23 protein-coding genes are annotated in these 21,580 nt (G+C 61.3%); 20 read left to right on the forward strand and 3 right to left on the reverse strand.

The window, feature by feature from the left end; genetic code table 11:
- Positions 1-29 precede the first annotated feature (29 nt).
- Positions 30-1,409 carry an MFS transporter gene (locus tag FB598_RS13285; RefSeq protein WP_141915944.1) on the forward strand — a complete coding sequence of 460 codons (1,380 nt, stop codon included), beginning with the start codon at positions 30-32 and terminating at the stop codon, positions 1,407-1,409.
- 96 nt (positions 1,410-1,505) lie between these two features.
- Here FB598_RS13285 and FB598_RS13290 read toward each other — a convergent pair whose 3' ends face one another.
- Positions 1,506-2,537 carry a LacI family DNA-binding transcriptional regulator gene (locus FB598_RS13290; protein ID WP_141915942.1) on the reverse strand — a complete coding sequence of 344 codons (1,032 nt, stop codon included), beginning with the start codon at positions 2,535-2,537 and terminating at the stop codon, positions 1,506-1,508.
- 175 nt (positions 2,538-2,712) lie between these two features.
- The gene (locus FB598_RS13295; protein ID WP_141915939.1) at positions 2,713-3,138 is read right to left on the reverse strand and encodes a MarR family transcriptional regulator; all 426 of its coding nucleotides are present in this window, start codon (positions 3,136-3,138) and stop codon (positions 2,713-2,715) included.
- 178 nt (positions 3,139-3,316) lie between these two features.
- Between FB598_RS13295 and FB598_RS13300 the strand changes: the two genes are divergently transcribed.
- A complete protein-coding gene (locus FB598_RS13300) occupies positions 3,317-4,522 on the forward strand; it encodes an HPP family protein (RefSeq protein WP_141915936.1) in 1,206 nt (401 codons plus the stop codon).
- A 518-nt stretch (positions 4,523-5,040) separates the two neighbouring features.
- Positions 5,041-5,247: a DUF1289 domain-containing protein gene (locus FB598_RS13305; RefSeq protein ID WP_141915934.1), complete on the forward strand. Its 207-nt coding sequence runs from the start codon at positions 5,041-5,043 to the stop codon at positions 5,245-5,247.
- On the opposite strand, the gene FB598_RS13310 is transcribed toward FB598_RS13305, so the two are convergent.
- Positions 5,244-5,891: a Maf family nucleotide pyrophosphatase gene (locus tag FB598_RS13310; RefSeq protein WP_141916100.1), complete on the reverse strand. Its 648-nt coding sequence runs from the start codon at positions 5,889-5,891 to the stop codon at positions 5,244-5,246. The two genes, FB598_RS13305 and FB598_RS13310, sit on opposite strands and share 4 nt — an antisense overlap.
- A 183-nt stretch (positions 5,892-6,074) precedes the next feature.
- On the opposite strand from FB598_RS13310, the gene FB598_RS13315 reads away from it, so the two are divergent.
- The 17 genes from FB598_RS13315 to rnc form a co-directional block, all read left to right on the forward strand.
- Positions 6,075-6,572: a DUF177 domain-containing protein gene (locus FB598_RS13315; protein ID WP_141915932.1), complete on the forward strand. Its 498-nt coding sequence runs from the start codon at positions 6,075-6,077 to the stop codon at positions 6,570-6,572.
- A 102-nt stretch (positions 6,573-6,674) separates the two neighbouring features.
- Positions 6,675-6,857, forward strand: coding sequence for a 50S ribosomal protein L32 (gene rpmF, locus FB598_RS13320; protein ID WP_006463510.1), 183 nt, complete (start codon positions 6,675-6,677; stop codon positions 6,855-6,857).
- A gap of 222 nt (positions 6,858-7,079) precedes the next feature.
- A complete protein-coding gene (gene plsX, locus FB598_RS13325) occupies positions 7,080-8,183 on the forward strand; it encodes a phosphate acyltransferase PlsX (RefSeq protein ID WP_141915930.1) in 1,104 nt (367 codons plus the stop codon).
- Between the two features lie 16 nt (positions 8,184-8,199).
- Positions 8,200-9,186 carry a beta-ketoacyl-ACP synthase III gene (locus FB598_RS13330; protein WP_141915928.1) on the forward strand — a complete coding sequence of 329 codons (987 nt, stop codon included), beginning with the start codon at positions 8,200-8,202 and terminating at the stop codon, positions 9,184-9,186.
- 87 nt (positions 9,187-9,273) lie between these two features.
- Entirely contained in the window at positions 9,274-10,206 is a 933-nt protein-coding gene (gene fabD / locus FB598_RS13335) for an ACP S-malonyltransferase (RefSeq protein ID WP_141915926.1), read from the forward strand.
- Positions 10,203-10,958 carry a 3-oxoacyl-ACP reductase FabG gene (gene fabG, locus FB598_RS13340; protein WP_141915924.1) on the forward strand — a complete coding sequence of 252 codons (756 nt, stop codon included), beginning with the start codon at positions 10,203-10,205 and terminating at the stop codon, positions 10,956-10,958. The genes fabD and fabG overlap by 4 nt, the downstream gene beginning before the upstream one ends.
- A gap of 164 nt (positions 10,959-11,122) precedes the next feature.
- Entirely contained in the window at positions 11,123-11,362 is a 240-nt protein-coding gene (gene acpP / locus FB598_RS13345; protein WP_006463505.1) for an acyl carrier protein, read from the forward strand.
- A 34-nt stretch (positions 11,363-11,396) separates the two neighbouring features.
- Complete coding sequence (gene fabF / locus FB598_RS13350; RefSeq protein ID WP_141915922.1) at positions 11,397-12,638, forward strand: beta-ketoacyl-ACP synthase II; 1,242 nt, start codon at positions 11,397-11,399, stop codon at positions 12,636-12,638.
- A 55-nt stretch (positions 12,639-12,693) separates the two neighbouring features.
- On the forward strand, positions 12,694-13,200 hold the full coding sequence (locus tag FB598_RS13355; RefSeq protein ID WP_141915919.1) for a protein YgfX: 507 nt from the start codon (positions 12,694-12,696) through the stop codon (positions 13,198-13,200).
- Positions 13,201-13,293: 93 nt separating this feature from the next.
- Positions 13,294-13,896: an RNA polymerase sigma factor RpoE gene (gene rpoE / locus FB598_RS13360; RefSeq protein WP_141920750.1), complete on the forward strand. Its 603-nt coding sequence runs from the start codon at positions 13,294-13,296 to the stop codon at positions 13,894-13,896.
- A 78-nt stretch (positions 13,897-13,974) separates the two neighbouring features.
- The gene (locus tag FB598_RS13365) at positions 13,975-14,655 is read left to right on the forward strand and encodes a sigma-E factor negative regulatory protein (protein WP_141915916.1); all 681 of its coding nucleotides are present in this window, start codon (positions 13,975-13,977) and stop codon (positions 14,653-14,655) included.
- Position 14,656: 1 nt separating this feature from the next.
- Entirely contained in the window at positions 14,657-15,691 is a 1,035-nt protein-coding gene (locus tag FB598_RS13370) for a MucB/RseB C-terminal domain-containing protein (protein ID WP_141915913.1), read from the forward strand.
- A gap of 14 nt (positions 15,692-15,705) precedes the next feature.
- The gene (locus tag FB598_RS13375) at positions 15,706-17,190 is read left to right on the forward strand and encodes a DegQ family serine endoprotease (protein WP_141915911.1); all 1,485 of its coding nucleotides are present in this window, start codon (positions 15,706-15,708) and stop codon (positions 17,188-17,190) included.
- Between the two features lie 94 nt (positions 17,191-17,284).
- Complete coding sequence (locus FB598_RS13380) at positions 17,285-17,572, forward strand: glutaredoxin family protein (RefSeq protein WP_141915908.1); 288 nt, start codon at positions 17,285-17,287, stop codon at positions 17,570-17,572.
- Between the two features lie 179 nt (positions 17,573-17,751).
- Positions 17,752-19,545 (forward strand): translation elongation factor 4, encoded by a 1,794-nt coding sequence (gene lepA / locus FB598_RS13385; RefSeq protein ID WP_141915906.1) that lies wholly within the window; start codon positions 17,752-17,754, stop codon positions 19,543-19,545.
- A 1-nt stretch (position 19,546) separates the two neighbouring features.
- Positions 19,547-20,461: a signal peptidase I gene (gene lepB, locus FB598_RS13390; protein WP_141915903.1), complete on the forward strand. Its 915-nt coding sequence runs from the start codon at positions 19,547-19,549 to the stop codon at positions 20,459-20,461.
- Between the two features lie 215 nt (positions 20,462-20,676).
- Positions 20,677-21,580, forward strand: a 904-nt coding sequence (rnc, locus tag FB598_RS13395; RefSeq protein WP_141916098.1) for a ribonuclease III, incomplete at its 3' end; no start/stop codon positions are given.

Consider the following 21,580-nt stretch of genomic DNA (forward strand, 5'->3'; position numbering starts at 1 on the left):
GCGCCCGTCACCCAACAGGAGACAGACACATGAATACAATCGCAGGTACCCGGGCGCACCCGGTGAACCCCGGCCATGCGCAGGCGCCCGGCCAGGCCTCGACATCGGCGGAGAACCTGAGCGCGGCAGAGATCCGGCAACGCAAGATGGCGCTGCGTTCGTCGGTCATCGGCACCGCGCTCGAGTGGTACGACTTTTTCCTTTACGGCACGGCGGCGGCGATCGTCTTCAATGTGCTGTTTTTCACCAAGCTGGATCCGATGATCGGCACGCTGGCCGCTTTCGGCTCTTACGCGCTGGGGTTCGTGGTGCGCCCGCTGGGCGGATTCGTGTTCGGCCACATCGGCGACAAGATAGGACGCAAGAACGTATTGGTGGTCACGCTCATGATGATGGGCTTGTCCACCACGCTCATCGGCATCCTGCCGACCTATGCCAGCATCGGCATCGCCGCGCCGATTCTGCTGACCTTGCTGCGGCTGGTGCAGGGCTTCGCCGCAGGCGCCGAGTTCGGCGGGGCGGTGACCATGTCGGCCGAATATGCCCCGCCCGACAAGCGCGGCTATTACGCCAGCTGGCCGGGCGTCGGCGTGGCGCTGGGCGTGGTGCTCTCGGCGGGTGCCTTCGCGCTGGTGCGCATGATGCCGGAGGCCGACTTCATGAGCTACGGATGGCGCATTCCTTTCCTGCTTTCCGCGGTCGGCCTGGCGGTGGGGATCTATATCCGCCTGTTCGTGCAGGAGTCGCCCACCTTCGAAAAGATGAAGCAGCGCAAGGCGGTGGCGAAGGCGCCCATCAAGGCGGTCTGGCAGGAGCAGAAGCGCAGCCTGCTGATTGCCATCGGCGCGCGCTTTTCGGAGAACACGGCGGGCTATATCTTCCAGGTGTGGGCCTTGTCGTATCTCACCGCCCAGCTCAAGGTCGAGGCCAGCGTCGGCCTGATGGCGGTGCTGATCGGCGCGGGCATCGGAGCCTTGCTCAATCCGTTTTGGGGAGCGCTGTCGGACCGTGTCGGCCGGCGACCAGTGTATATCCTCGGTATCCTCGTGATGATACTGGGCGCCTTCCCGTTTTTCTGGATGCTGGAGACGCGGGAAACCCCGATGATCATCGGCGCTTTCGTGATGATGATCGTGTTCGGGCTGTATCCGATGTTTTCGGTGCAGGCGGCTTTCTTCGCCGAGTTGTTCCCGCCGCGCATGCGCATGAGCGGCATCTGCTGCGCGCGCGAGCTGTCTTCGGTCATCACCGGCGGCATGGCGCCGGTGATCGCCACGGGCCTGCTGGCGTATTACGGCGGCAGCTATTACCCGATCATCGGCTACATCATGTTCATGGGCGGGGTGGCGCTGGTGGCCTTGCTGGTCGCGCCGGAGACGCGCGGCATCGTGTATGACGAGGAGCAATAGCGCGCGCAAACCGGCAGGGCAATGGAAGCGGCCGGTGCGGTCAAACGTTGGCCGCACCGGCCGTTTTGCCTGAATGGCAATGGCACTGGCAGTGGATCAGGCGCTTTCGCGTTCGACGATGGAATAGCCCAGATCGCATATCGGCTGGGCTACGCCCTGGCCGTTCAAGCGCGCCAGCAGCATTTGTCCTGTGGTCAGGCCGATCTGGTGGCCGCTGATTTGTACCGTAGTCAGCGCCGGCGTGACTTCGGGGGCGATCTCAAGATTGGCGAAGCCGGCCAGCGCAATCTGCCCGGGCACCTGGATGCCGCGCCGGATGCATTCCATCGCGGCGCCGGCGGCGATGACGTCGTTGCTGAAGAAGACAGCATCGACATCGGGGTGCTCCCTCAGCAGCAAGCCGATCGCTTCGCGCCCGGCATGGAGGAAGGAGCCCAGCGGGATCTTGATATGTATCGGCTCCTGCGCGCCCTGCGCCAGCACGGCCTCGCGCATTCCCGAAAAGCGCGCCATGCCGCGCGGATCTTCGCCGCCGATGAAGGCCATGCGGCGGTATCCCTTGCCGGTGAGGTAGTCGCCCATGGCGCGCCCGGCGGCATGGTTGTCGAAGCCGACCAGCATGTCGATGGGGCGTTTGGTCAGGTCCCAGGTTTCCACTACCGGGATGCCGGCTGCCTTCAGGCGCTGGCGCGTACGGGCGGTATGCTGCACACCGGTCAGCACCAGGCCGTCGACGCGGCGGCCGATGAAGGCTTCCACCAGGGCCGTCTCGGCCGTTTCAGAATAATTGGTCTGCCCCAGCAGCAACTGGTAACCCTGTTCGCTGAGCTTTTCCGACAGTCCGCGCACGGTCTCCGCGAAGATCGAGTGGCTGATGGTGGGGACGATGGCGGCGACGATGCGGGTGCGGCGCGAGGCCAGTCCGCCGGCCAGCATGTTGGGGATGTAGCCCATGCTGGCGATGAAGGATTCGACCTTGGCGCGAGTCTCGGGAGAAACCTTTTCCGGCGTATTGATCACGCGCGATACCGTGATGTGCGACACGCCGGCGGCGCGGGCAACGTCTTCCTTGGTGATGGCGCGCACTGGCGCGGGGGCGGCTGTCTCGGTATTCGGTTTTCTTGTCATTGGCTGGATTCGATTGCAGATCCGGATGGCGGGATATCACGCCTCTTTACACACCTTGTTGTCACGCCTATTTGTCGCGTCTGTCTTGCGCCTATCGATGAAACGGATTCCAGCATAACAGCATGGCTTGCCGGAATCAGTTGCGGAAAACCGCAGTTTGCCGCCAGCCGCAATGTCAGTCGCGGTCGTTGAAGGCCGAGATGTGCGACACCTGGAACACGCCGGACAGCGATTGCAGTTCGTTGCGGTGCAACTGCGCCAGCCGTTGCAGGTATTGCTCTCCCAGGTCGGTCAGGCGCACCTGCACCAGGCGTTTGTCGCGGTCATCCGGCGCGCGCGTGACCAGGCCGGCTTTCACGCAACGGGTCACCAGCGCCACCACGCCATGATGCTGGGCCTGCAACCGTTCTGCCAGCTCGCTGATGCTGGCCCATTCGCGGCCGGGGAATCCTTTGATGTGCAGCAGCAGCAGGTATTGCAGCGGCGTGAGGCCTTCGCTTTGGGCGGCATCTTCGGAAAATCGCAGGAAGCGGCGCAATTGGTAGCGGAAGTCGGAGAGCGCTTCGAAGTCTTCCTTCTGCAGGCGGGATGCGCTTTTCATCGGCGGCGCCCATGTCCTGCGGGCATGGAGTCTGTGGTGCGCATGCGCGGCAAGGTAGCCGCATGGCAGGTAGGATCAGACATAAATATCATCTTATGATGTAATTGCGGTTTGGCTGCGCTTCGCCGGTGCGCCGCCGTTGAATGTATGAAAAGACAAAAGACGCCGAAAATCAGATATGCCCGATTCTATCTTGCTGTGGCTTAAAAGTTTCATTCCTCCCAGAAACAACGTTGACCGCTTCGAACGCATGCGCTCCTGCGCGGGGAGCCTGTTCGGCATCCTGCTGGTGGGCTTGGCGAGTTATGCCATCCTGCCGCATGAAGCGCGGACCATTTGGCTGATCGCGCCCATGGGGGCATCGGCGGTGCTGCTGTTTGCGGTGCCATCCAGCCCGCTGGCGCAGCCGTGGTCCATCATCGGCGGCAATCTCAGCGCCGCGCTCATTGGGATCAGTTGCGCCAAATTGGTCCAGGAGCCGGCATTGGCTGCAGCGCTGGCCATTTCGTTGGCCATCGGCGCGATGTTTTTGTTGCGCTGCCTGCATCCGCCCAGCGGCGCCGTCGCCCTGACTGCGGTGCTGGGCGGGCCGGTGGTGCACGAGATGGGCTATCAGTTCGTATTGGCGCCGGTCGGTTTGAATTCGGTGCTGCTGTTGCTGGCGGCATTGTTCTTCAACAACGCCAGCGGCCGCCGCTATCCGCATGCCCAGCAGAGTGCCGCGCCGCATCCGCACCAGACCAGGGACGAATTGCCGATCACCCGGCTGGGTTTTTCGCATGAGGACCTGGACGAGGTGCTCAAGAGCTATAACCAGGTGATCGACATCGGCCGCGACGACCTGGAAGAGATTTTCATGCAAACCGAGATGCGCGCCTATCACCGCCGTTTCGGCGAGACGCGCTGCGCGGCGGTGATGTCGCGCGATGTCGTGGCGGTGGAGTTCGCCACCAGCCTGGACAACGCCTGGCGACTGTTGCAGAAGCATCGTCTGCGGGCGTTGCCCGTGATCGACCGGGGGCGGCATGTGATCGGCATCGTCAGCCGCAGCGATTTTCTTGAGCACGCCGGCGCGCAAGTGCATACCGGCCTGGCTGAGCAATTGCGCAAGCTGTTGCATCGCGTGCCGTTTTCCCATTCGGACAAGCCGGAAGTGGTCGGCCAGATCATGAGCCGGCCGGTGATTTCCGCCGGGGTGGATACGCCGCTGCTGGAGCTGGTGCCGCGCATGGCCGATGGCTTGCACCAGATCCCGGTGCTCGACGCCGAAGGCAAGCTGGCGGGCATGCTGACCCAGTCCGACATGATCGCCGCGTTGTATGAGAAGAATCTGGCGGCCGCGCGTGCGGCATCTGCCGGCGCCGGCTTGCGCAGTGCGGCTTGACAGGGTGGCCGGGGAGGGCGATTCTGCCCGGAACGGTTCCCAGCGATGCGTTGTTGTCGATGCGATATTCTTGAGGGAGGTGTGGTGAGAAAGTGTGCTTTGGCGGTTGCTATCGCCACGATGCTGGTTCTATCCGCTTGCGAGCGTAAGGGGGTTAATCCGCCCAAGCCGACGACATCGACGTACGTCATGCCTGTGACGGCCTGAAAGGCGCGCCTGGCGGGAGTTATTGGAAAGGTGAATATCTGCTATTGCCACAATAAAGCAGACTCGACGGTGGCGCATCGCTATAGTTGCACCTGTCTCCTCCAATCTCCTCCTTAAGAAATTGGATTCAAGCCCGCAGCCGATTGGTTCGCGGGCTTTTTTTTGCCCGTTTCCCTTGGCGCGGACAGGCGATTTGATGGCGTCCGCGGCGAGCGGGCGCTTCTTGGTAAGATGGCGGCTGTTGCGCGGTCAGTCTGACGCGCTGCGCGCCGACCGGCTGCGCCTTGTGTTTTTCGTTTCAGAACCGTCCAATGTCCCCAACATCTCCGTCTTCCCCGCTTCCTGAGCGGCCCGATACGCCTTGTGTGGCGGTCTGTTCCACCACCTTTGACGACGTCTGCCGCGGTTGCGGGCGCACGGTCGATGAGGTGGCGCAATGGGTTTTCATGAATCCCGAGGAGCGCGAAGTGGTGTGGCAACGCATCCTGGCGCAGGGATATCCGCGCCGCAATTATTAAGTTGCCGGATTGAGTGCCGCGGGGTGGCCGAAAAAGCCGACGCCGGCCTGGCGCAGCATGTCGGTCAGCGCGATCAGCGGCAGCCCGGTAAGGGCGGTGGGGTCGTCGCTTTGTATGCTTTGCAGGATGGCAATGCCCAGGCCTTCGTTTTTTGCGCTGCCGGCGCAATCGTAGGGTTGCTCGATGCGCAGGTAGGCGTCGAGTTCGGCGTCCGGCAAGTCGCGGAATGTCACCAGGGTTTGCACGTTGCGTACTTGCGCGGCGGAGGCGGCATCGGATTGGCGGCCATCCCACAGGCACAATGCGGTGTGGAAGATGACCTGGCGGCCGCGCATTTTCTGCAGTTGTTTCAGTGCGTTGGCATGGTTGCCGGGCTTGCCGATCTGTTCGCCGTCCAGGGTCGCCACCTGGTCCGACCCGATCACCAGCGCCGCGCCGGCCCTGGCCGCGACCGCCGCCGCTTTTTCACGCGCCAGGCGCAAGGCGGTGGCATCGGGCGTTTCACCGGGATGCGGCGTTTCGTCGATATCCGGCACCATGGTGTCGAAGGGCAGGCCGAGGCGGCTGAGCAATTCTTTGCGATAGATCGAGCTGGATCCGAGGATCAGGCGTGTCGGTGTGGCGATAGGGGTGTCTTGCGGCATGGCGGCGGTGTTGTTGTGCGGATATTGATGTGGTCGGAAAGGCAAGATTGCCATCCAAATCCGGCCGAAAAGACGTTGCGCGGCGACAGCCAGGCGACAAATTCGCAGAAAGCGCGCTAACGCTTTGACTGGTAAGGAAATTTTCTGTTATTATCGCAGGTTTTCCGGATTGCAGCTTTGGATATGAATGCACTTGTGATCGACGCGTTCGAGTTTTGCCGGCTGAAACAGCAGGCCCAGGGCGAGATTCCGGTGGCTGAATTAGGTCGTCTGGCGCAAGAGACGGTTGACCGTTCCGGCACGATAAAGTGGGCTCTGGCCGGCGATATCGACAAGCTGGGACAGGCTCGACTTAGTCTGGCAGTGTCGGGTGCGGTTAATCTGATCTGTCAGCGTTGCCTGACGGCATTGCATTTCGAGATTGATTCGAAGTCGCTGCTGGTACTGGCAAAAGATGAGGCACAGGCCGACGCGATCGAGGAACTGGTCGACGATGACGAGATTGATGTCATCGTCGGTTCGGCAACCTTCGACGTAGCCAACCTGGTCGAGGATGAGGCGTTGCTTGCGCTGCCTGTGGCGCCCAAGCACGATGCCTGTCCCGGGGATGGTGTGGCGGCTGAAGCCAAAGGTACTGAGCGGGCCTCCCCGTTTGCAGTGCTGAAGAAGTTGAAGCAGTAATTGTTAGGGGATGTCCGGCAGGTGCCGGGCAGCAGCAGCCGGGTTGATGGAAACCTGAACCCGGTGTGTTAAAATTTTCAATCTTAAGGTTTAGGAGTAATCATGGCCGTTCAACAGAACAAAAAGACCCCGTCCAAGCGCGGTATGCATCGTGCACACGACTTTCTGACTGCACCCCCGCTGGCTGTCGAGCCGACGACTGGTGAAACCCACCTGCGTCACCACATCAGCCCGAACGGTTTCTACCGCGGTCGCAAAGTGCTGAAGACCAAGAACGACGAGTAATCTCATTTATTGAGCTTGCTGTTTTTGGAGAAAAGCGGCGCAATGAGCTTCCATTCCAGGAGGTTCATTTTGCGCCGCTTTTTTATGCCTGCGGCATTCGTGTTTGCGGGCAGGCCTGTCTGCTTGCCGGTACGTCAATTGCGTCCTGGCTTATGCGCGCCATTTTGAATGGTGCCCGATCTTGCCTCATAATGTGGGCTGGCAAGGCTCAGAATCAAATCGATGACCATCAAAATTTCAATTGACTGCATGGGTGGCGATCATGGCCCGTCAGTCACTCTCCCAGCCGCTGCCTCTTTCATCCGTCGTCAATCCGATGCGGAATTGATCCTGGTTGGCCAGGAAAGCGTACTGCAACCGCTGTTGAAAAAGTACAAGCTGGCCGGTGAGCCGCGCGTACAAATCCGCAATGCTTCCGAGGTGGTCACGATGGAAGACCCGATCGAAGTGGCTTTGCGCCGCAAAAAGGATTCTTCCATGCGCGTGGCAGTGACCCTGGTCAAGGAAGGCCAGGCGCATGCCGCGGTGTCGGCCGGCAATACCGGCGCGCTGATGGCGGTATCCCGCTACGTACTCAAAACCCTGCCGGGCGTGGACCGGCCCGCCATCTGCACCATCCTGCCGAACCAGAAGGATGGCCCTACCTACATGCTCGACCTGGGCGCCAACGTCGATTGCGAGCCCCAGCATTTACATCAATTTGCCTTGATGGGTTCGGCCCTGGTGTCGGTGATGGAGGGCAAGCCCAAGCCGACGATCGGCTTGCTCAATGTCGGCGAAGAGGACATCAAGGGCAATGAACTGGTCAAGGAAACCGCAGGATTGCTGCGGGCGGATCATGAGAAGGGTATCCTCAACTTCTACGGCAACGTGGAAGGCAATGACATTTTCGAAGGCACGACCGACCTGGTCGTCTGCGACGGTTTCGTCGGCAACGTCACGCTGAAGGCTTCGGAAGGCCTGGGGCGTTTCGTCAAGTCCGTGCTGACATCTGAATTCAAGAAGGGCCTGATCAACAAGCTCGGCGCGCTTATCGCCTATGGCGCGATCAAGGCGCTGTCGCGCCGCCTCAATCCTTCCCGTTACAATGGCGCCAGCCTGCTGGGACTGAGGGGGCTGGTGTTCAAGAGTCATGGCGGCGCCGACGTGTATGCCTTTGAATGGGCCATCCGCCGCGCGTATGATGCCGCCAAGTACGACGTGCTCTCGCGCATCGGCGCGAGCATGGCGGAATTGATGCCCCAGGGACAGGGGCTCCCGGCCGGGACGGCCGTCGCGGCTGCGGAGCCCGCGGTGGTGCAGGCCTCGCTGCAACAACCGAACTAACAGAGCAAAAAACGGTATGACTATTTATAGCAAAATCGTCGGGACAGGAAGTTACCTGCCGGCCAAGCGCGTGACCAACAACGAACTGGCCGCGCAACTGGCGCAGCAGGGCATCGAGACTTCGGATGAATGGATCGTCACGCGCAGCGGCATTTCCGCGCGCCACTATGCGGAGCCAACCCAGCTTTCCAGCGACCTTGCGCTGGCGGCGGCGCAGCGTGCGCTGGAAGCGGCCGGCATGCAGGCCAACGACATCGACCTGATCATCCTGGCGACATCGACGCCGGACCACCTGGGCGGTTTCCCCAGCACGGCCTGTGTGGTGCAGCACAAGCTCGGCATCACCAACGGCTCGCCGGCGATGGACGTGCAGGCGGTGTGCAGCGGCTTCGTCTACGCGATGTCGGTGGCCGACAGCTTCATCAAGTCCGGCGCGCACAAGAACGTGCTGGTGATCGGCACGGAAGTGTTTTCGCGCATCCTCGACTTCAAGGACCGCACCACCTGCGTGCTGTTCGGCGACGGCGCCGGCGCGGTAGTGATGAGCGCATCGGGCGAGCTGGGCGTGCTGGCATCCAAGTTGCATGCCGATGGCAGCCATGGCCACATCCTGTGCGTGCCGGGCAGCGTCGACAATGGCGCCGTGGCCGGCAGCGCTTACCTGTACATGGACGGCCCGGCGGTGTTCAAGCTGGCGGTGTCGGTGCTGGACAAGGTCGCCCGCGAGACGCTGGCGGCTGCCAAGGTCGATGCTTCCGAGATCGACTGGCTGATTCCGCACCAGGCCAATATCCGCATCATGCAAGGCACCGCCAAGAAACTGGGGCTGCCGCTTGAGAAGATGGTGGTCACCGTCGGCGAGCACGGGAACACCTCGGCCGCTTCGATCCCGCTGGCGCTGGACCAGGCGGTGCGCGATGGCCGCATCAAGCCGGGCCATACCGTCATGATGGAAGGCGTGGGCGGCGGTTTCACCTGGGGCGCCGTGCTTGCCCGAATGTAAGGCGGAAGCGCTGCCCGGGCCGTCGCATGGCGGTTTCATGGGTGGCGTTTCGTTTTCTGTTTCATCCAACCTCAATCAAATCCAAGCATGACAAAATTTGCTTTTGTTTTCCCGGGGCAAGGTTCTCAGGCGATCGGGATGCTCAATGGTTTCGCCGATAACGAAGCCGTTCGCCAGACCGTGGCCGAAGCGTCCGATGCATTGCAGTTCGACCTGGGCAAGCTGATCGCCGAAGGTCCCAAGGAAGACCTCGACCTGACCACCAATACGCAGCCGGTCATGCTGACCGCCGCCGTGGCGTTCTACCGCGCCTGGCTGGCCGCCGGCGGCCAGGCCCCGGCGCTGGTGGCCGGCCACAGCCTGGGCGAATACTCCGCGCTGGTAGCCGCTGGCGTGATCCAGTTCAAGGATGCGGTGCCGCTGGTGCGCTTTCGCGCCCAGGCCATGCAGGAAGCCGTGCCGGTCGGGCAGGGCGGCATGGCGGCCATTCTCGGCTTGTCCGACGACGACGTGCGCGCCGCCTGTGCGGAAGCGGCGCAGTCGGAGGTGGTCGAGGCCGTCAACTTCAACGCGCCGGCGCAAGTCGTGATCGCCGGCCACAAGGGCGCTGTCGAGCGCGCCTGCGAGATTGCCAAGGCCAAAGGCGCCAAGCGTGCGCTGGCGTTGCCGGTGTCGGCGCCGTTCCACTCGTCGCTGCTCAAGCCGGCATCGGATCGGCTGCAGGCCTACCTGGCCAATGTGGTATTCGCCGCGCCGCAGATTCCGGTCATCAACAACGTCGACGTGGCGGTGCTCAATGAGCCCACCGCCATCAAGGATGCGCTGGTGCGCCAGGCGGCCAGCGCGGTGCGCTGGGTCGAGACCATCCAGAAGATGGGCTCCGACGGCATCACCCATGTCATCGAATGCGGTCCGGGCAAGGTGCTGACCGGCCTGACCAAGCGTATCAACGGCGAACTGATCGGCGAAGCCATCGTCGACCGGGCGTCCCTCGAAAAAGTATTGGAGCTGCTCAAGTGAGTGCACAGAATCTGCAAGGACAAGTCGCGCTGGTCACCGGCGCATCGCGCGGCATCGGCCGCGCCATCGCGGTGGAGTTGGCACGGCAGGGCGCCAAGGTGGTGGGTACCGCCACGTCGGAAGCCGGCGCTGCGGCCATCAGCGAATATCTCAACGCCCTGCAGCCGGAGTGCGGCAAGGGTTTGGTGCTCAATGTCAACGATGCCGCCGCTTGTACCGCCATCGTCGAGCAGGTGCAGAAGGATTACGGTTCGCTGTCGATCCTGGTCAACAATGCCGGCATTACCCAGGACCAGTTGGCCATGCGCATGAAAGACGAGGAGTGGGACAGCGTGATCGCCACCAACCTGACCGCCGTGGGCCGCCTGTCGCGCGCGGTGCTGCGCGGTATGATGAAGGCCAGGCACGGCCGCATCATCAGCATCACTTCGGTGGTGGGCGAGGCCGGCAACCCCGGCCAGATGAATTATGCCGCCGCCAAGGCCGGCGTGGCGGGCATGAGCCGTGCATTGGCGCGCGAGATCGGCAGTCGTAACATCACCGTCAACTGCGTGGCGCCCGGTTTTATCGATACCGACATGACCAAGGCGCTGAACGAGCAACAGTCGGCCGCGATCCTGCAGCAGATCCCGCTGGGCCGCCTGGGCGCTGCCGAAGAAGTGGCGGCGGCGGTGGCCTTCCTGGCTTCGCCGCAGGCTGGCTACATCACCGGCAGCACGCTGAATGTGAATGGCGGTATGTACATGGGTTAATCCTGTGCCAAGGGATTGATCTGAATCCTTTTGGCGCATTTTGTTTGAAGTTAAGCTGGACTTGGCGCAATCTTGCCGAGAATAGTTAAAAGTAAATTTTCCCCGCGCAAACCTGCTAAAATGCGCGCACTTTTGTAACCTATCTATCCCTCTGGAGGAACAATATGTCCGATATCGAACAACGCGTTAAGAAGATCGTCGCTGAGCAACTGGGCGTCGCTGAAGCCGACATCAAGAACGAATCGTCGTTCGTTGACGACCTGGGCGCTGACTCCCTCGACACCGTCGAGCTGGTCATGGCCCTGGAAGATGAGTTCGAAATGGAAATCCCTGACGAGCAGGCAGAGAAGATCACCACCGTGCAACAGGCGATCGACTACGCCAAGTCGCAAGTCAAGGCCTGATAAGGGCTTTGGACCCAGTTTGTAGGAGAATTGCTTGAGCCGCACTCGTGAACGTCGTGTAGTCATTACCGGCCTGGGGTGCATTTCACCTGTCGGCAACAATATCGCCGATACGTGGAGTGCCATCAAGGAAGGCAAGTCCGGCATCGCCACCATCACCAAGTTCGACGCTTCGCCATTCACCACGCACTTTGCGGGTGAGGTGAAGGGCTTCAATATCGAGGATTACATCCCCGCCAAAGAAGCGCGTCACATGGATACATTCATCCATTATGGGATGGCAGCCGGTATCCAGGCCATTGAAAACAGTGGTTTGACGGTAACGGACGAGAATGCCGAGCGTATCGGCGTCATGATCGGTTCCGGTATCGGTGGCCTGCCCCTGATCGAAGAAACCCATGCGGAGCTGACCAACCGCGGCCCGCGCCGCATCAGCCCGTTCTTCATCCCGGCCTCGATCATCAACATGATCTCCGGCAACCTGTCGATCAAGTACGGCATGAAGGGCCCCAACCTGGCCATCGTGACCGCTTGCACCACCGGTTTGCATTGCATCGGCGCATCCGCGCGCATGATCATGTACGGCGATGCCGACGTGATGATCGCCGGCGGCGCCGAGTCCAGCGTTTCGCCGCTGGGCATCGGCGGCTTTGCCTCGGCGCGCGCGCTGTCGACCCGCAACGATGATCCCGCCACCGCGTCCCGCCCGTGGGACAAGGATCGCGACGGCTTCGTGCTGGGCGAAGGCGCCGGCGTGATGGTGCTCGAAGAGTATGAGCATGCCAAGGCGCGCGGCGCGACGATCTATGCCGAGCTGCTGGGCTTCGGCATGAGCGGCGATGCCTACCATATGACCGCGCCGAACCTGGATGGCCCGCGCCGTTGCGTGCTCAACGCGCTGCGCGACGCCGGCGTCAATCCGGATGAGGTGCAGTACCTGAATGCGCACGGTACCTCGACCCCGCTGGGCGACAAGAATGAAACCGAGGCGATCAAGGCCGCGTTCGGTGACCACGCCTACAAGATGGTGGTCAATTCGACCAAGTCGATGACCGGCCACCTGCTGGGCGGCGCCGGCGGCCTGGAAACGGTGCTGACGGTCCTGGCTGTGCATCACCAGATCTCGCCGCCGACGATGAACATCGTCAATCAGGATCCGGAGTGCGATCTTGATTATTGTGCGAATCAGGCGCGTGATCTGAAAATCGATATTGCTGTAAAGAACTCTTTCGGCTTCGGTGGCACCAACGGTACACTGGTTATCGGCAAGATGTAAAATGCTGTGCCCGGCTTTCAGGTGAAAGCCGGGTTTGTCATTTTGATGGCGTCTTATGTCGACCATAGCAGTCTCTGCGGATATCAAACCTTCCCGTTTGCTTTTGCTGGTCATGGCCTTCGCCTGCCTGTGCGTGGCGTTGATCGGCGTTGCGGTGTGCCTATTGCTGCCGGGACAACTTTCCTGGCCGCTGCGCGGCATGCTGGCGGCAGTTTGTCTTATCGCTGCGGCCGTTGCACTGTATCTTGTCTTGCGTGGCCGCAAGACCATCTGGCTGCATATATCCGCTACCGGCCAGATCCGCGTTGTGGAACATCTCATCAGCAGCAGTAGTGCCCGGGCCAAGCCGCAGGTAATGAAGGCCGGCCTGGCCCAGCTGCTGGCTGGCACCACGGTTTGGCCTGGCATGCTGTTTTTGCGCCTGCGCCTGGAAAATGGCAAGACCCGCACCATCCCGATCTTGTCGGACTCTGTCTCCGAGGATACATTCAGGGCGCTGTCCGTGGCATGTCGCTGGTTGATCAGCCACAATATGGCCAAAGCCCAGATGCTGGAAAAATAGGTCGATAAAGCTTGAAAATTGCCAAATCGGAATCATCTGATTGAGGGCAATAGCCACAGAAAAACAAGGCGATAAAAGAACAAGGAATCCGGTTTGACGACAGAACGCGAAATAGACCAGCTGCTTGTTGAGCGCGTCCAGCGTGGCGACAAGAAGGCGTTCGAGCTATTGGTGGTCAAGTATCAACGCAAGCTGATGCGCCTGGTGTCGCGGCTCGTGCGCGACCAGGCGGAGGCCGAGGACGTAGTGCAGGAAGCTTTTATCAAGGCTTACCGCGCGCTGCCGCAATTTCGCGGCGACTCGGCCTTTTATACCTGGCTTTATCGCATCGGCATCAATACCGCGAAAAATTATCTCGTCACTTTGGGAAGGCGAGCTCCAACTTCTACGGAAGCGGACGCTGAAGAAGCGGAAACTTTTGACGATGGAGATCACCTAAGGGACATCAACACTCCTGAGTCGATGTTGGCCACCAAGCAGATTGCGCAGACGGTCAACGTGGCGATGGAGGCATTGCCGGAAGAATTACGTACTGCCATCACGCTGCGCGAGATCGAGGGGTTGAGCTACGACGAGATTGCAGATGCGATGAATTGTCTGATCGGCACCGTGCGCAGCCGGATTTTTCGTGCGCGCGAGGCAATCGCCGAGAAGTTGCGTCCGTTGCTGGATACGGCAGCAGACAAGCGCTGGTGACGCTGCTGGCAATGTTGTTGATAAGAAGCAAAATAATAAAGCGGGTATGGAACTAAGATTTTTGCCGGGTGACTGCTTATGGATGCCAAAGTAACAACCAGAGAACAGATCTCTACGCTTGCCGATGGCGAGCTGAGTTCTGAAGAGATGACTATTGCCCTCGCGGCTTTGCGTTCGTCGCAAGATGGACGTGAAGCCTGGGAGGTCTACCACCAGATCGGGGATGTCCTGCGCTCCGAAGAAATGGACATCTCGTTGAGTGCCGGCTTTTCGGCCAAAATGAGCGCCTTGCTGGACGCGGAACCTGCGATCGTGGCGCCCCAGGCGTCTGCGGACGTGACGAGGGCGGTTGCGGCAGTGTCGTCCGTGGCTGCCAACGGCGATCACCAAGCGGTGCGCCCGCGTGGCCGGAACCGCTTTTTCCTGCCGGGCGCCGCCGCGGCTGCCGCTGTCGTGGCTGCCGTATTCGTGGCGATGCCGCAGCAGGCTGTCGTGACTGCCGATTCCGGGGCTTCCCCGGTGCAGGTCGCCGTCGCGCCGGTCATCGTGCCGTCGGCGCTTTCTACTGTGTCGGCTGGCGGCGCGGCGGCGGACGGTGCGCAAAACGTCACCCAGTTGAGCACGCTGGCCCAGCAAGGTGAAGTCAAGCGCGATCCGCGCATCGACGATTACCTCTTCGCCCACCAGCGCTTCTCGCCATCGTACAGTTCGGCGCAATATGCACGTTCTGCCGCCTTCTCGGTTGGCGCCGATAAATAATATGCGGCGAACAGGGCGTTTGCTCAGGCTACTTCCATTTCTCTCCGCCTTACTCGTACTGTCCGCCCAAGCTGCGGACAGTACGCCACCACCGGCCACGGCGCCATCGGCTTCCTCGGAGGCAGCCCGGGCACAGCTGAAGAAGATCCAGTCCGCGGCGCAGCGCCTCAGTTACTCGGGGACTTTCGTCTATCAGCAAGCCAGCCAGATGCGTACTTCACGCATTACGCACATCCTGGCCGGCAAGAGCGAACTGGAAAAGCTCGAAGTGCTGGACGGCAAGCCGCGTGAATATCTCCGCAACAACGATGATGTCGCCTGCTATATTCCGGACGCCAAGACGGTCCTGGTCGAAAAACGCGTCACGCGCGATGTTTTCCCCGCCATTTTGGGCGCCAACCCGGAAGACCTGGTCAACCATTACAATCTGAGCATGGGCGGGGATGAGCGGGTGGCCGGCCGGGATTGCCAGGCGATCGTGCTGGAGCCCAAGGACAAGCTGCGTTATGGTTACCGCTTCTGGGCCGACAAGAGTTCCGGCCTGCTGCTGCGGGCGCAGACGCTGGACGGCAAGGGGGACGTGGTCGAGCAGATTTCCTTTACCCAGATTGAAATCGGCCCCATCGACCGTGCGCGGATACGTCCCAGCTATGCCGATACGCGTGGCTGGCGCATTGAGAAGGCCGCGATGAGTTCGGTTGACCTGTCGGGCTGGAACGTCACGCCGCCGCCGGGATTTCGCAAGATCCAGGAAGTGCGCAGGCTGATTTCCGATACGGCTGGCGAGGGTGCGTCGCCGGCCCAGAGCCGGGCGGCCGAGCGTGAAGTATCGCAGATCGTGTTTTCCGACGGACTGGCAGCCATTTCGGTGTTTATCGAAGCTGGCGGCCAGAATCGTAATGAGGGGGCAATCCAGCAAGGAGCGCTGAATATCGTCGGCCGGCGCCAAGGCGATTACTGGCTGACTGTGGTGGGGGAAGTACCTGCTGCCGCGATCCGCCAGGTTTCTGATTCGATCGAGCTAAAAACCAAATAGAAGAGAACGTTGCAATGACATCACTGAAGAAAACCATCGTCGGTTGCTCACTGCTGGCAGCCTCTGTTTTTGTGGCCGTTCCCGCAATATCCGCGCCGCCGGCCGTGGTGGCGCCAAGCGTGGCGGCGTTGCCCGATTTTGCCGATATCGTCGACCGCACCGGTCCAGGCGTGGTCAACATTCGCACCACCGAACGTGTGCGTAATGGCGGCCAGGCGCAAGGGGGCATCGACGACCCCGAGATGCAGGAATTTTTCCGCCGTTTCTTCGGTATTCCCATTCCGCGCCAGCAGCAACCGGGCACACCCCGCGGCAATGGCAGGCAGGGTGGCCAAGGCCAGCAGGAAGAGGTGCCGCGTGGCGTAGGATCCGGTTTCATCATTTCGGCGGACGGTTTTATCCTGACCAACGCCCACGTAGTGGATGGCGCCAGCGACGTTTATGTGACGCTGACCGACAAGCGTGAATTCAAGGCCAAGATCGTTGGCGCCGATACCCGCACCGACGTTGCCGTGCTGAAGATCGACGGCAGCAACCTGCCGCGCCTGGCGATGGGCGACTCCGACAAGATCCGCGCCGGCGAGTGGGTGCTGGCGATCGGTTCGCCGTTCGGCCTGGAAAACACCGTGACGGCCGGCATCGTTTCGGCCAAGGCGCGCGATACCGGCGATTACCTGCCGCTGATCCAGACCGACGTGGCGGTCAATCCCGGCAACTCGGGCGGCCCGTTGATCAACCTCAAGGGCGAGGTGATCGGCATCAATTCGCAGATCTACAGCCGCTCGGGCGGCTTCATGGGCATCTCGTTCGCGGTGCCCATCGATGAGGCGCTGCGTGTGGCCGAGCAATTGAAAGCCAGCGGCCGCGTCACGCGCGGACGCATCGGCGTGCAAATTGGCGAAGTCACCAAGGATGTGGCCGAGTCGCTCGGCCTGGCGCGTGCGCAAGGCGCGCTGGTGCAGCGCGTCGAGCCGGATGGCCCGGCCGCGAAGGCCGGCCTGGAAGCCGGTGACATCATCCTGAAATACAACGGCGCCGCCATCGAGCGGCCGAGCGACCTGCCGCGCATGGTCGGCGCCACCAAGCCGGGCGCCAAGGCGACCGTGAATATCTGGCGCAAGGGCAGCGCGCGCGACGTCAGCGTGACCGTGGTGGAGCTGGAGGCCGACAAGCCGGCCAAGTCGGCTGACGAGAAGAAGGCCAAGCCGGACAACACCCCGAATGCGCTGGGCCTGGTCGTCAGCGATCTCTCCGAGGCGCAGAAGAAGGAACTCAAGGCGGACAACGGCGTGCTGGTTGAAGCGGCAAGCGGCGCCGCCGCTGCCGCGGGTATCCGTCCCGGCGATGTCGTGCAGCGCCTCAACGACGTCGATATCAGGGACGCCAAGCAATTCAACCAATTGGTGGCCAAGCTGGATCCCAAGAAGCGCGCGGCGGTATTGATCCGTCGTGGAGATTCATCGCAATTCGTGCCGCTGCGGCCTAACGGCGGCAACTAAGGCCGACAGGCAAAAGCGCGCCGTCGGCGCAAGGGCTGCACAGCGTGGTTTGCAGCCCTTTTTTATTGTCTGAACCGGGTGGGCAAGAGGCAAGATGGCCGATACGCTTCGTTTCGTGATTTATTCCCGCAGTTATTGCCATCTGTGCGATGACTTGCGCCAAGCCTTGCAGGCCAGGCTTTGCGGCCGTGCGGCCGATATCGAGATGGTGGATGTCGATGCGGATGCTAGCTTGGTGGCGCGCTATGACGAACTGGTGCCGGTGCTGATGGCGCAGCAGCGTGATGGTCAATGGTTGCAACTTTGCCATTATTTTCTGGATGAATCTCGCTTGCAGGCCTTTATCGATGGTTTCGACGCCCCAGGCGCCGATGCGCGATAGGATTTTTCATCCGCAAAGAGCACAGGCAGCGCTGGCGGGAATGTCCGGGGCGACCAGGAAAGACGCGATTCTCCCTCTGAAATCCGGTAAAATGCCGGGTCGAACAAGCTGTTGCAAAGGCGCTCGGCTGGGACTGCTCCCGCTACAGAGCGCCTTTTTTTATCGTTACCTGTCTGTTAATGAACAATATTCGTAATTTCTCGATCATCGCCCACATCGACCACGGCAAATCCACCTTGGCCGATCGCATCATCCAGCTGTGTGGAGGCCTCTCCAACCGTGAAATGGAAGCGCAGGTGCTGGATTCGATGGATATCGAGCGCGAGCGCGGCATCACCATCAAGGCGCAGACCGCCGCATTGTCGTACAAGGCCAAGGATGGGCAGGTCTACAACCTCAACCTGATCGATACCCCGGGACACGTCGACTTCAGCTACGAAGTCAGCCGTTCGCTGTCCGCCTGCGAGGGCGCGTTGCTGGTGGTGGATGCCTCGCAGGGCGTGGAAGCGCAGACGGTTGCCAACTGCTACACCGCGCTGGATCTCGGCGTGGAAGTGGTGCCGGTGTTGAACAAGATCGACCTGCCGTCGGCCGATCCGGACAACGCCAAGAGCGAGATCGAGGAAGTCATCGGCATCGACGCTTCCGACGCCACGCCGTGCTCGGCCAAGACCGGCCTGGGCGTGGAAGACGTGCTCGAAGCCATCGTCGCCAAGGTGCCGGCGCCCAAGGGCGACGCCGATGCGCCGTTGCAGGCCTTGATCATCGATTCCTGGTTCGACAATTACGTCGGTGTGGTGATGCTGGTGCGCATCGTCAACGGCACCTTGCGTCCCAAGGACAAGATCCTGTTCATGGCCACCGGCGCCCAGCACCTGACCGAAAGCATCGGCGTGTTCACGCCCAAGTCGCAATCGCGCGATGCGCTCACAGCAGGGCAGGTGGGCTTCGTCATCGCCGGCATCAAGGAACTCAAGTCGGCCAAGGTGGGCGATACCGTGACGCTGGCAGGCAAGCCGGCCGCGGCGCCGTTGCCTGGCTTCAAGGAAGTGCAGCCGCAGGTGTTCGCCGGCCTGTTCCCGGTCGAGGCCAACCAATACGACGCGCTGCGCGACTCGCTGGAAAAGTTGAAGCTCAACGACGCCGCCCTGATGTACGAGCCGGAAGTCTCGCAGGCGCTCGGCTTCGGTTTCCGCTGCGGCTTCCTGGGCTTGCTGCACATGGAAATCGTGCAGGAGCGCCTGGAGCGCGAATTCGACATGGACCTGATCACCACCGCGCCGACCGTGGTGTACGAGGTGCAGCAGCGCGACGGCACTTTGCTGATGGTGGACAACCCGTCGAAGATGCCGGAAGTCTCCAAGATCGAGGAAGTGCGCGAGCCGATCGTCACGGTCAACCTGTACATGCCGCAGGAGTATGTCGGCTCGGTCATCACGCTATGCACGCAAAAGCGCGGCGTCCAGACCAACATGAGCTACCACGGCAAGCAGGTGCAGCTGACCTACGAAATGCCGATGGCCGAGATCGTGCTCGACTTCTTCGACCGCCTCAAGTCGACTTCGCGCGGCTACGCCTCGATGGACTACGAGTTCAAGGAATACCGCGCGGCCGATGTGGTCAAGGTCGACATGCTGATCAACAGCGAGAAGGTCGATGCGCTGGCCATCATCGTGCACCGCGCCGCCGCCCAGCACCGCGGCCGCCAAGTGGCGGCCAAGATGCGCGAGCTGATTCCGCGCCAGATGTTCGATGTGGCGATCCAGGCCGCCATCGGCGCCACCATCATCTCGCGCGAGAACGTCAAGGCGATGCGCAAGAACGTGCTGGCCAAGTGCTACGGCGGCGACATCTCGCGCAAGCGCAAGCTGCTGGAAAAGCAGAAGGCCGGCAAGAAGCGGATGAAGCAAGTCGGCTCGGTGGAAATTCCGCAGGAAGCGTTCCTGGCAATCTTACAAGTGGATGAGAAATAACATGCAGGCATTGTTGGGTAACTTCGCACTGATTCTGTTCGTCTTGATGTTGGTGACCGGCGTGGTCTGGTTTGCCGACGTGTTCTTCCTTTCCAAGCAGCGCCGCGCCCGCGCCGATGCGGCATTGGCCGAGTTCGACGCCCGCGTGGCGCGCGACAACGCCGAAGGCATCAAGCGCGAAGGCAATGTGGCCAGCGGCCGCGCCGACCTCCAGGCCAAGCTGCTCAAGCAGCCGGCATGGATCGAATATTCCGGCAGCTTCTTCCCGGTGATCGCACTGGTGTTTTGCCTGCGCTCGTTCCTGTACGAGCCGTTCAAGATTCCATCCAGCTCGATGGTGCCGACGCTGCTGGTGGGCGACCTGATCCTGGTGAACAAATACACCTACGGCATCCGCCTGCCGATCATCAACAAAAAGATCATCGAGATCAACGATCCCCAGCGCGGCGACGTCATGGTCTTTAAATATCCGAAGGACACAACGGTCGATTACATCAAACGTGTTGTAGGCGTGCCTGGTGACAAAATAGTCTATAAAAACAAGCGCTTAACGGTGAATGGTGAAGAAATTTCTTATAAACCGCTGCCGGATTATCTGGATGAAGAAAATCTGACGTACTATAAGCAGTGGCAGGAAAACCTGACCGGCGTGGAGCACAAGATCCTGACGGATGAGCGTGCCCCGAATTTCGTACCCAACCCGGATGCCTTCCCGCATCACGAGCTGTGCACCTATAACGCCGAAGGCTTTGCCTGCACGGTGCCGCAGGGCGAATACTTCATGATGGGCGACAACCGGGACAACAGCCTGGACAGCCGTTACTGGGGGTTTGTCCCCGACCGGAACATTGTCGGAAAAGCATTCTTCGTCTGGATGAATCTGGGCGACTTAAAGCGGATCGGCAGCTTCAAGTAAGGCGCGCCGCATCCTGGTAAGAACCTGCTCGCTCTCCCAAGTGGAGAGCGGGCAGGTTCTAAGCAGTTTCCATTGGGCATTTTTGCATTGTGGAGGCAGACCGGAGCAGTTTTCAGCTTTGCTTTGAACCGATCCCGCTGACTAATCAGGCTGGGCCGATGTGCGCAGCGCCTTGCGCGCCACACGGACGGCGAGCCTGAATGACGGATGAGAAAATGGATCCTCAACTCTTGCAACATCGGCTAGGCCACAACTTCAAGGACGCTTCTTTGCTGCAGCAGGCCTTGACGCACCGTAGCCATAGCGCTTTGCATAATGAGCGGCTGGAATTCCTTGGCGATTCGGTGCTGAACTGCGTGGTGGCCTCACTGTTGTTCGATCGTTATGAAAAGATCGACGAAGGCGATCTGTCGCGCTTGCGCGCCAACCTGGTCAAGCAGCAATCCCTCTATGAAATCGCCCAGCGGCTTGAGCTGTCGCAGTTCCTGCGCCTGGGCGAGGGCGAGCTCAAATCGGGCGGTTTCCGCCGCCCGTCGATTTTGGCCGACACGCTGGAAGCGCTGTTCGGCGCGATCTTCCTTGATTCCGGTTTCGACGCGGCATGCGCGGTGATCCGCGCACTGTACCTGCCGGTACTGGAACACGTCGACCCGCGAACCCTGGGCAAGGATGCCAAGACTCTGCTGCAGGAGTTCCTGCAAGGCAAGAAGATCCCGCTGCCGCAATACAACGTCATCGCCACCCACGGTGCGGCCCATAACCAGGAGTTCGAGATCGAATGCCTGGTGCCCAAGCTGGAGATCCAGGTCTTCGGCACCGGCGGCAGCCGCCGTGCCGGCGAACAGGCAGCCGCCAAGCTGGCGCTGGAAGCGGTCCAGCAGGCATTGGTCAAGACTCCGTCGGCCAGCCGCAAGCCGCGCGCGCGCACGACCCAGCTCAAGCTGGCCGGCATCGCCACCATCCAGCCGGATGCCCCGGAGCGGGCAGAACCGCCGGCCAAGGGCCAGCGCCCGGATGCCGCCGAGCGCGGCGCCAGCGCCAAGCCGCTCAAGGGCGACCTGCTCGACAAGGCCGAGCGCCCGGAGAAACCGGAAAGGGTCGAGAAAGCCGAAAAGGCAG

It is taken from the genome of Herbaspirillum sp. SJZ106 (assembly GCF_006715495.1).
In the GTDB taxonomy this organism is placed as follows: Bacteria; Pseudomonadota; Gammaproteobacteria; order Burkholderiales; family Burkholderiaceae_D; genus Herbaspirillum.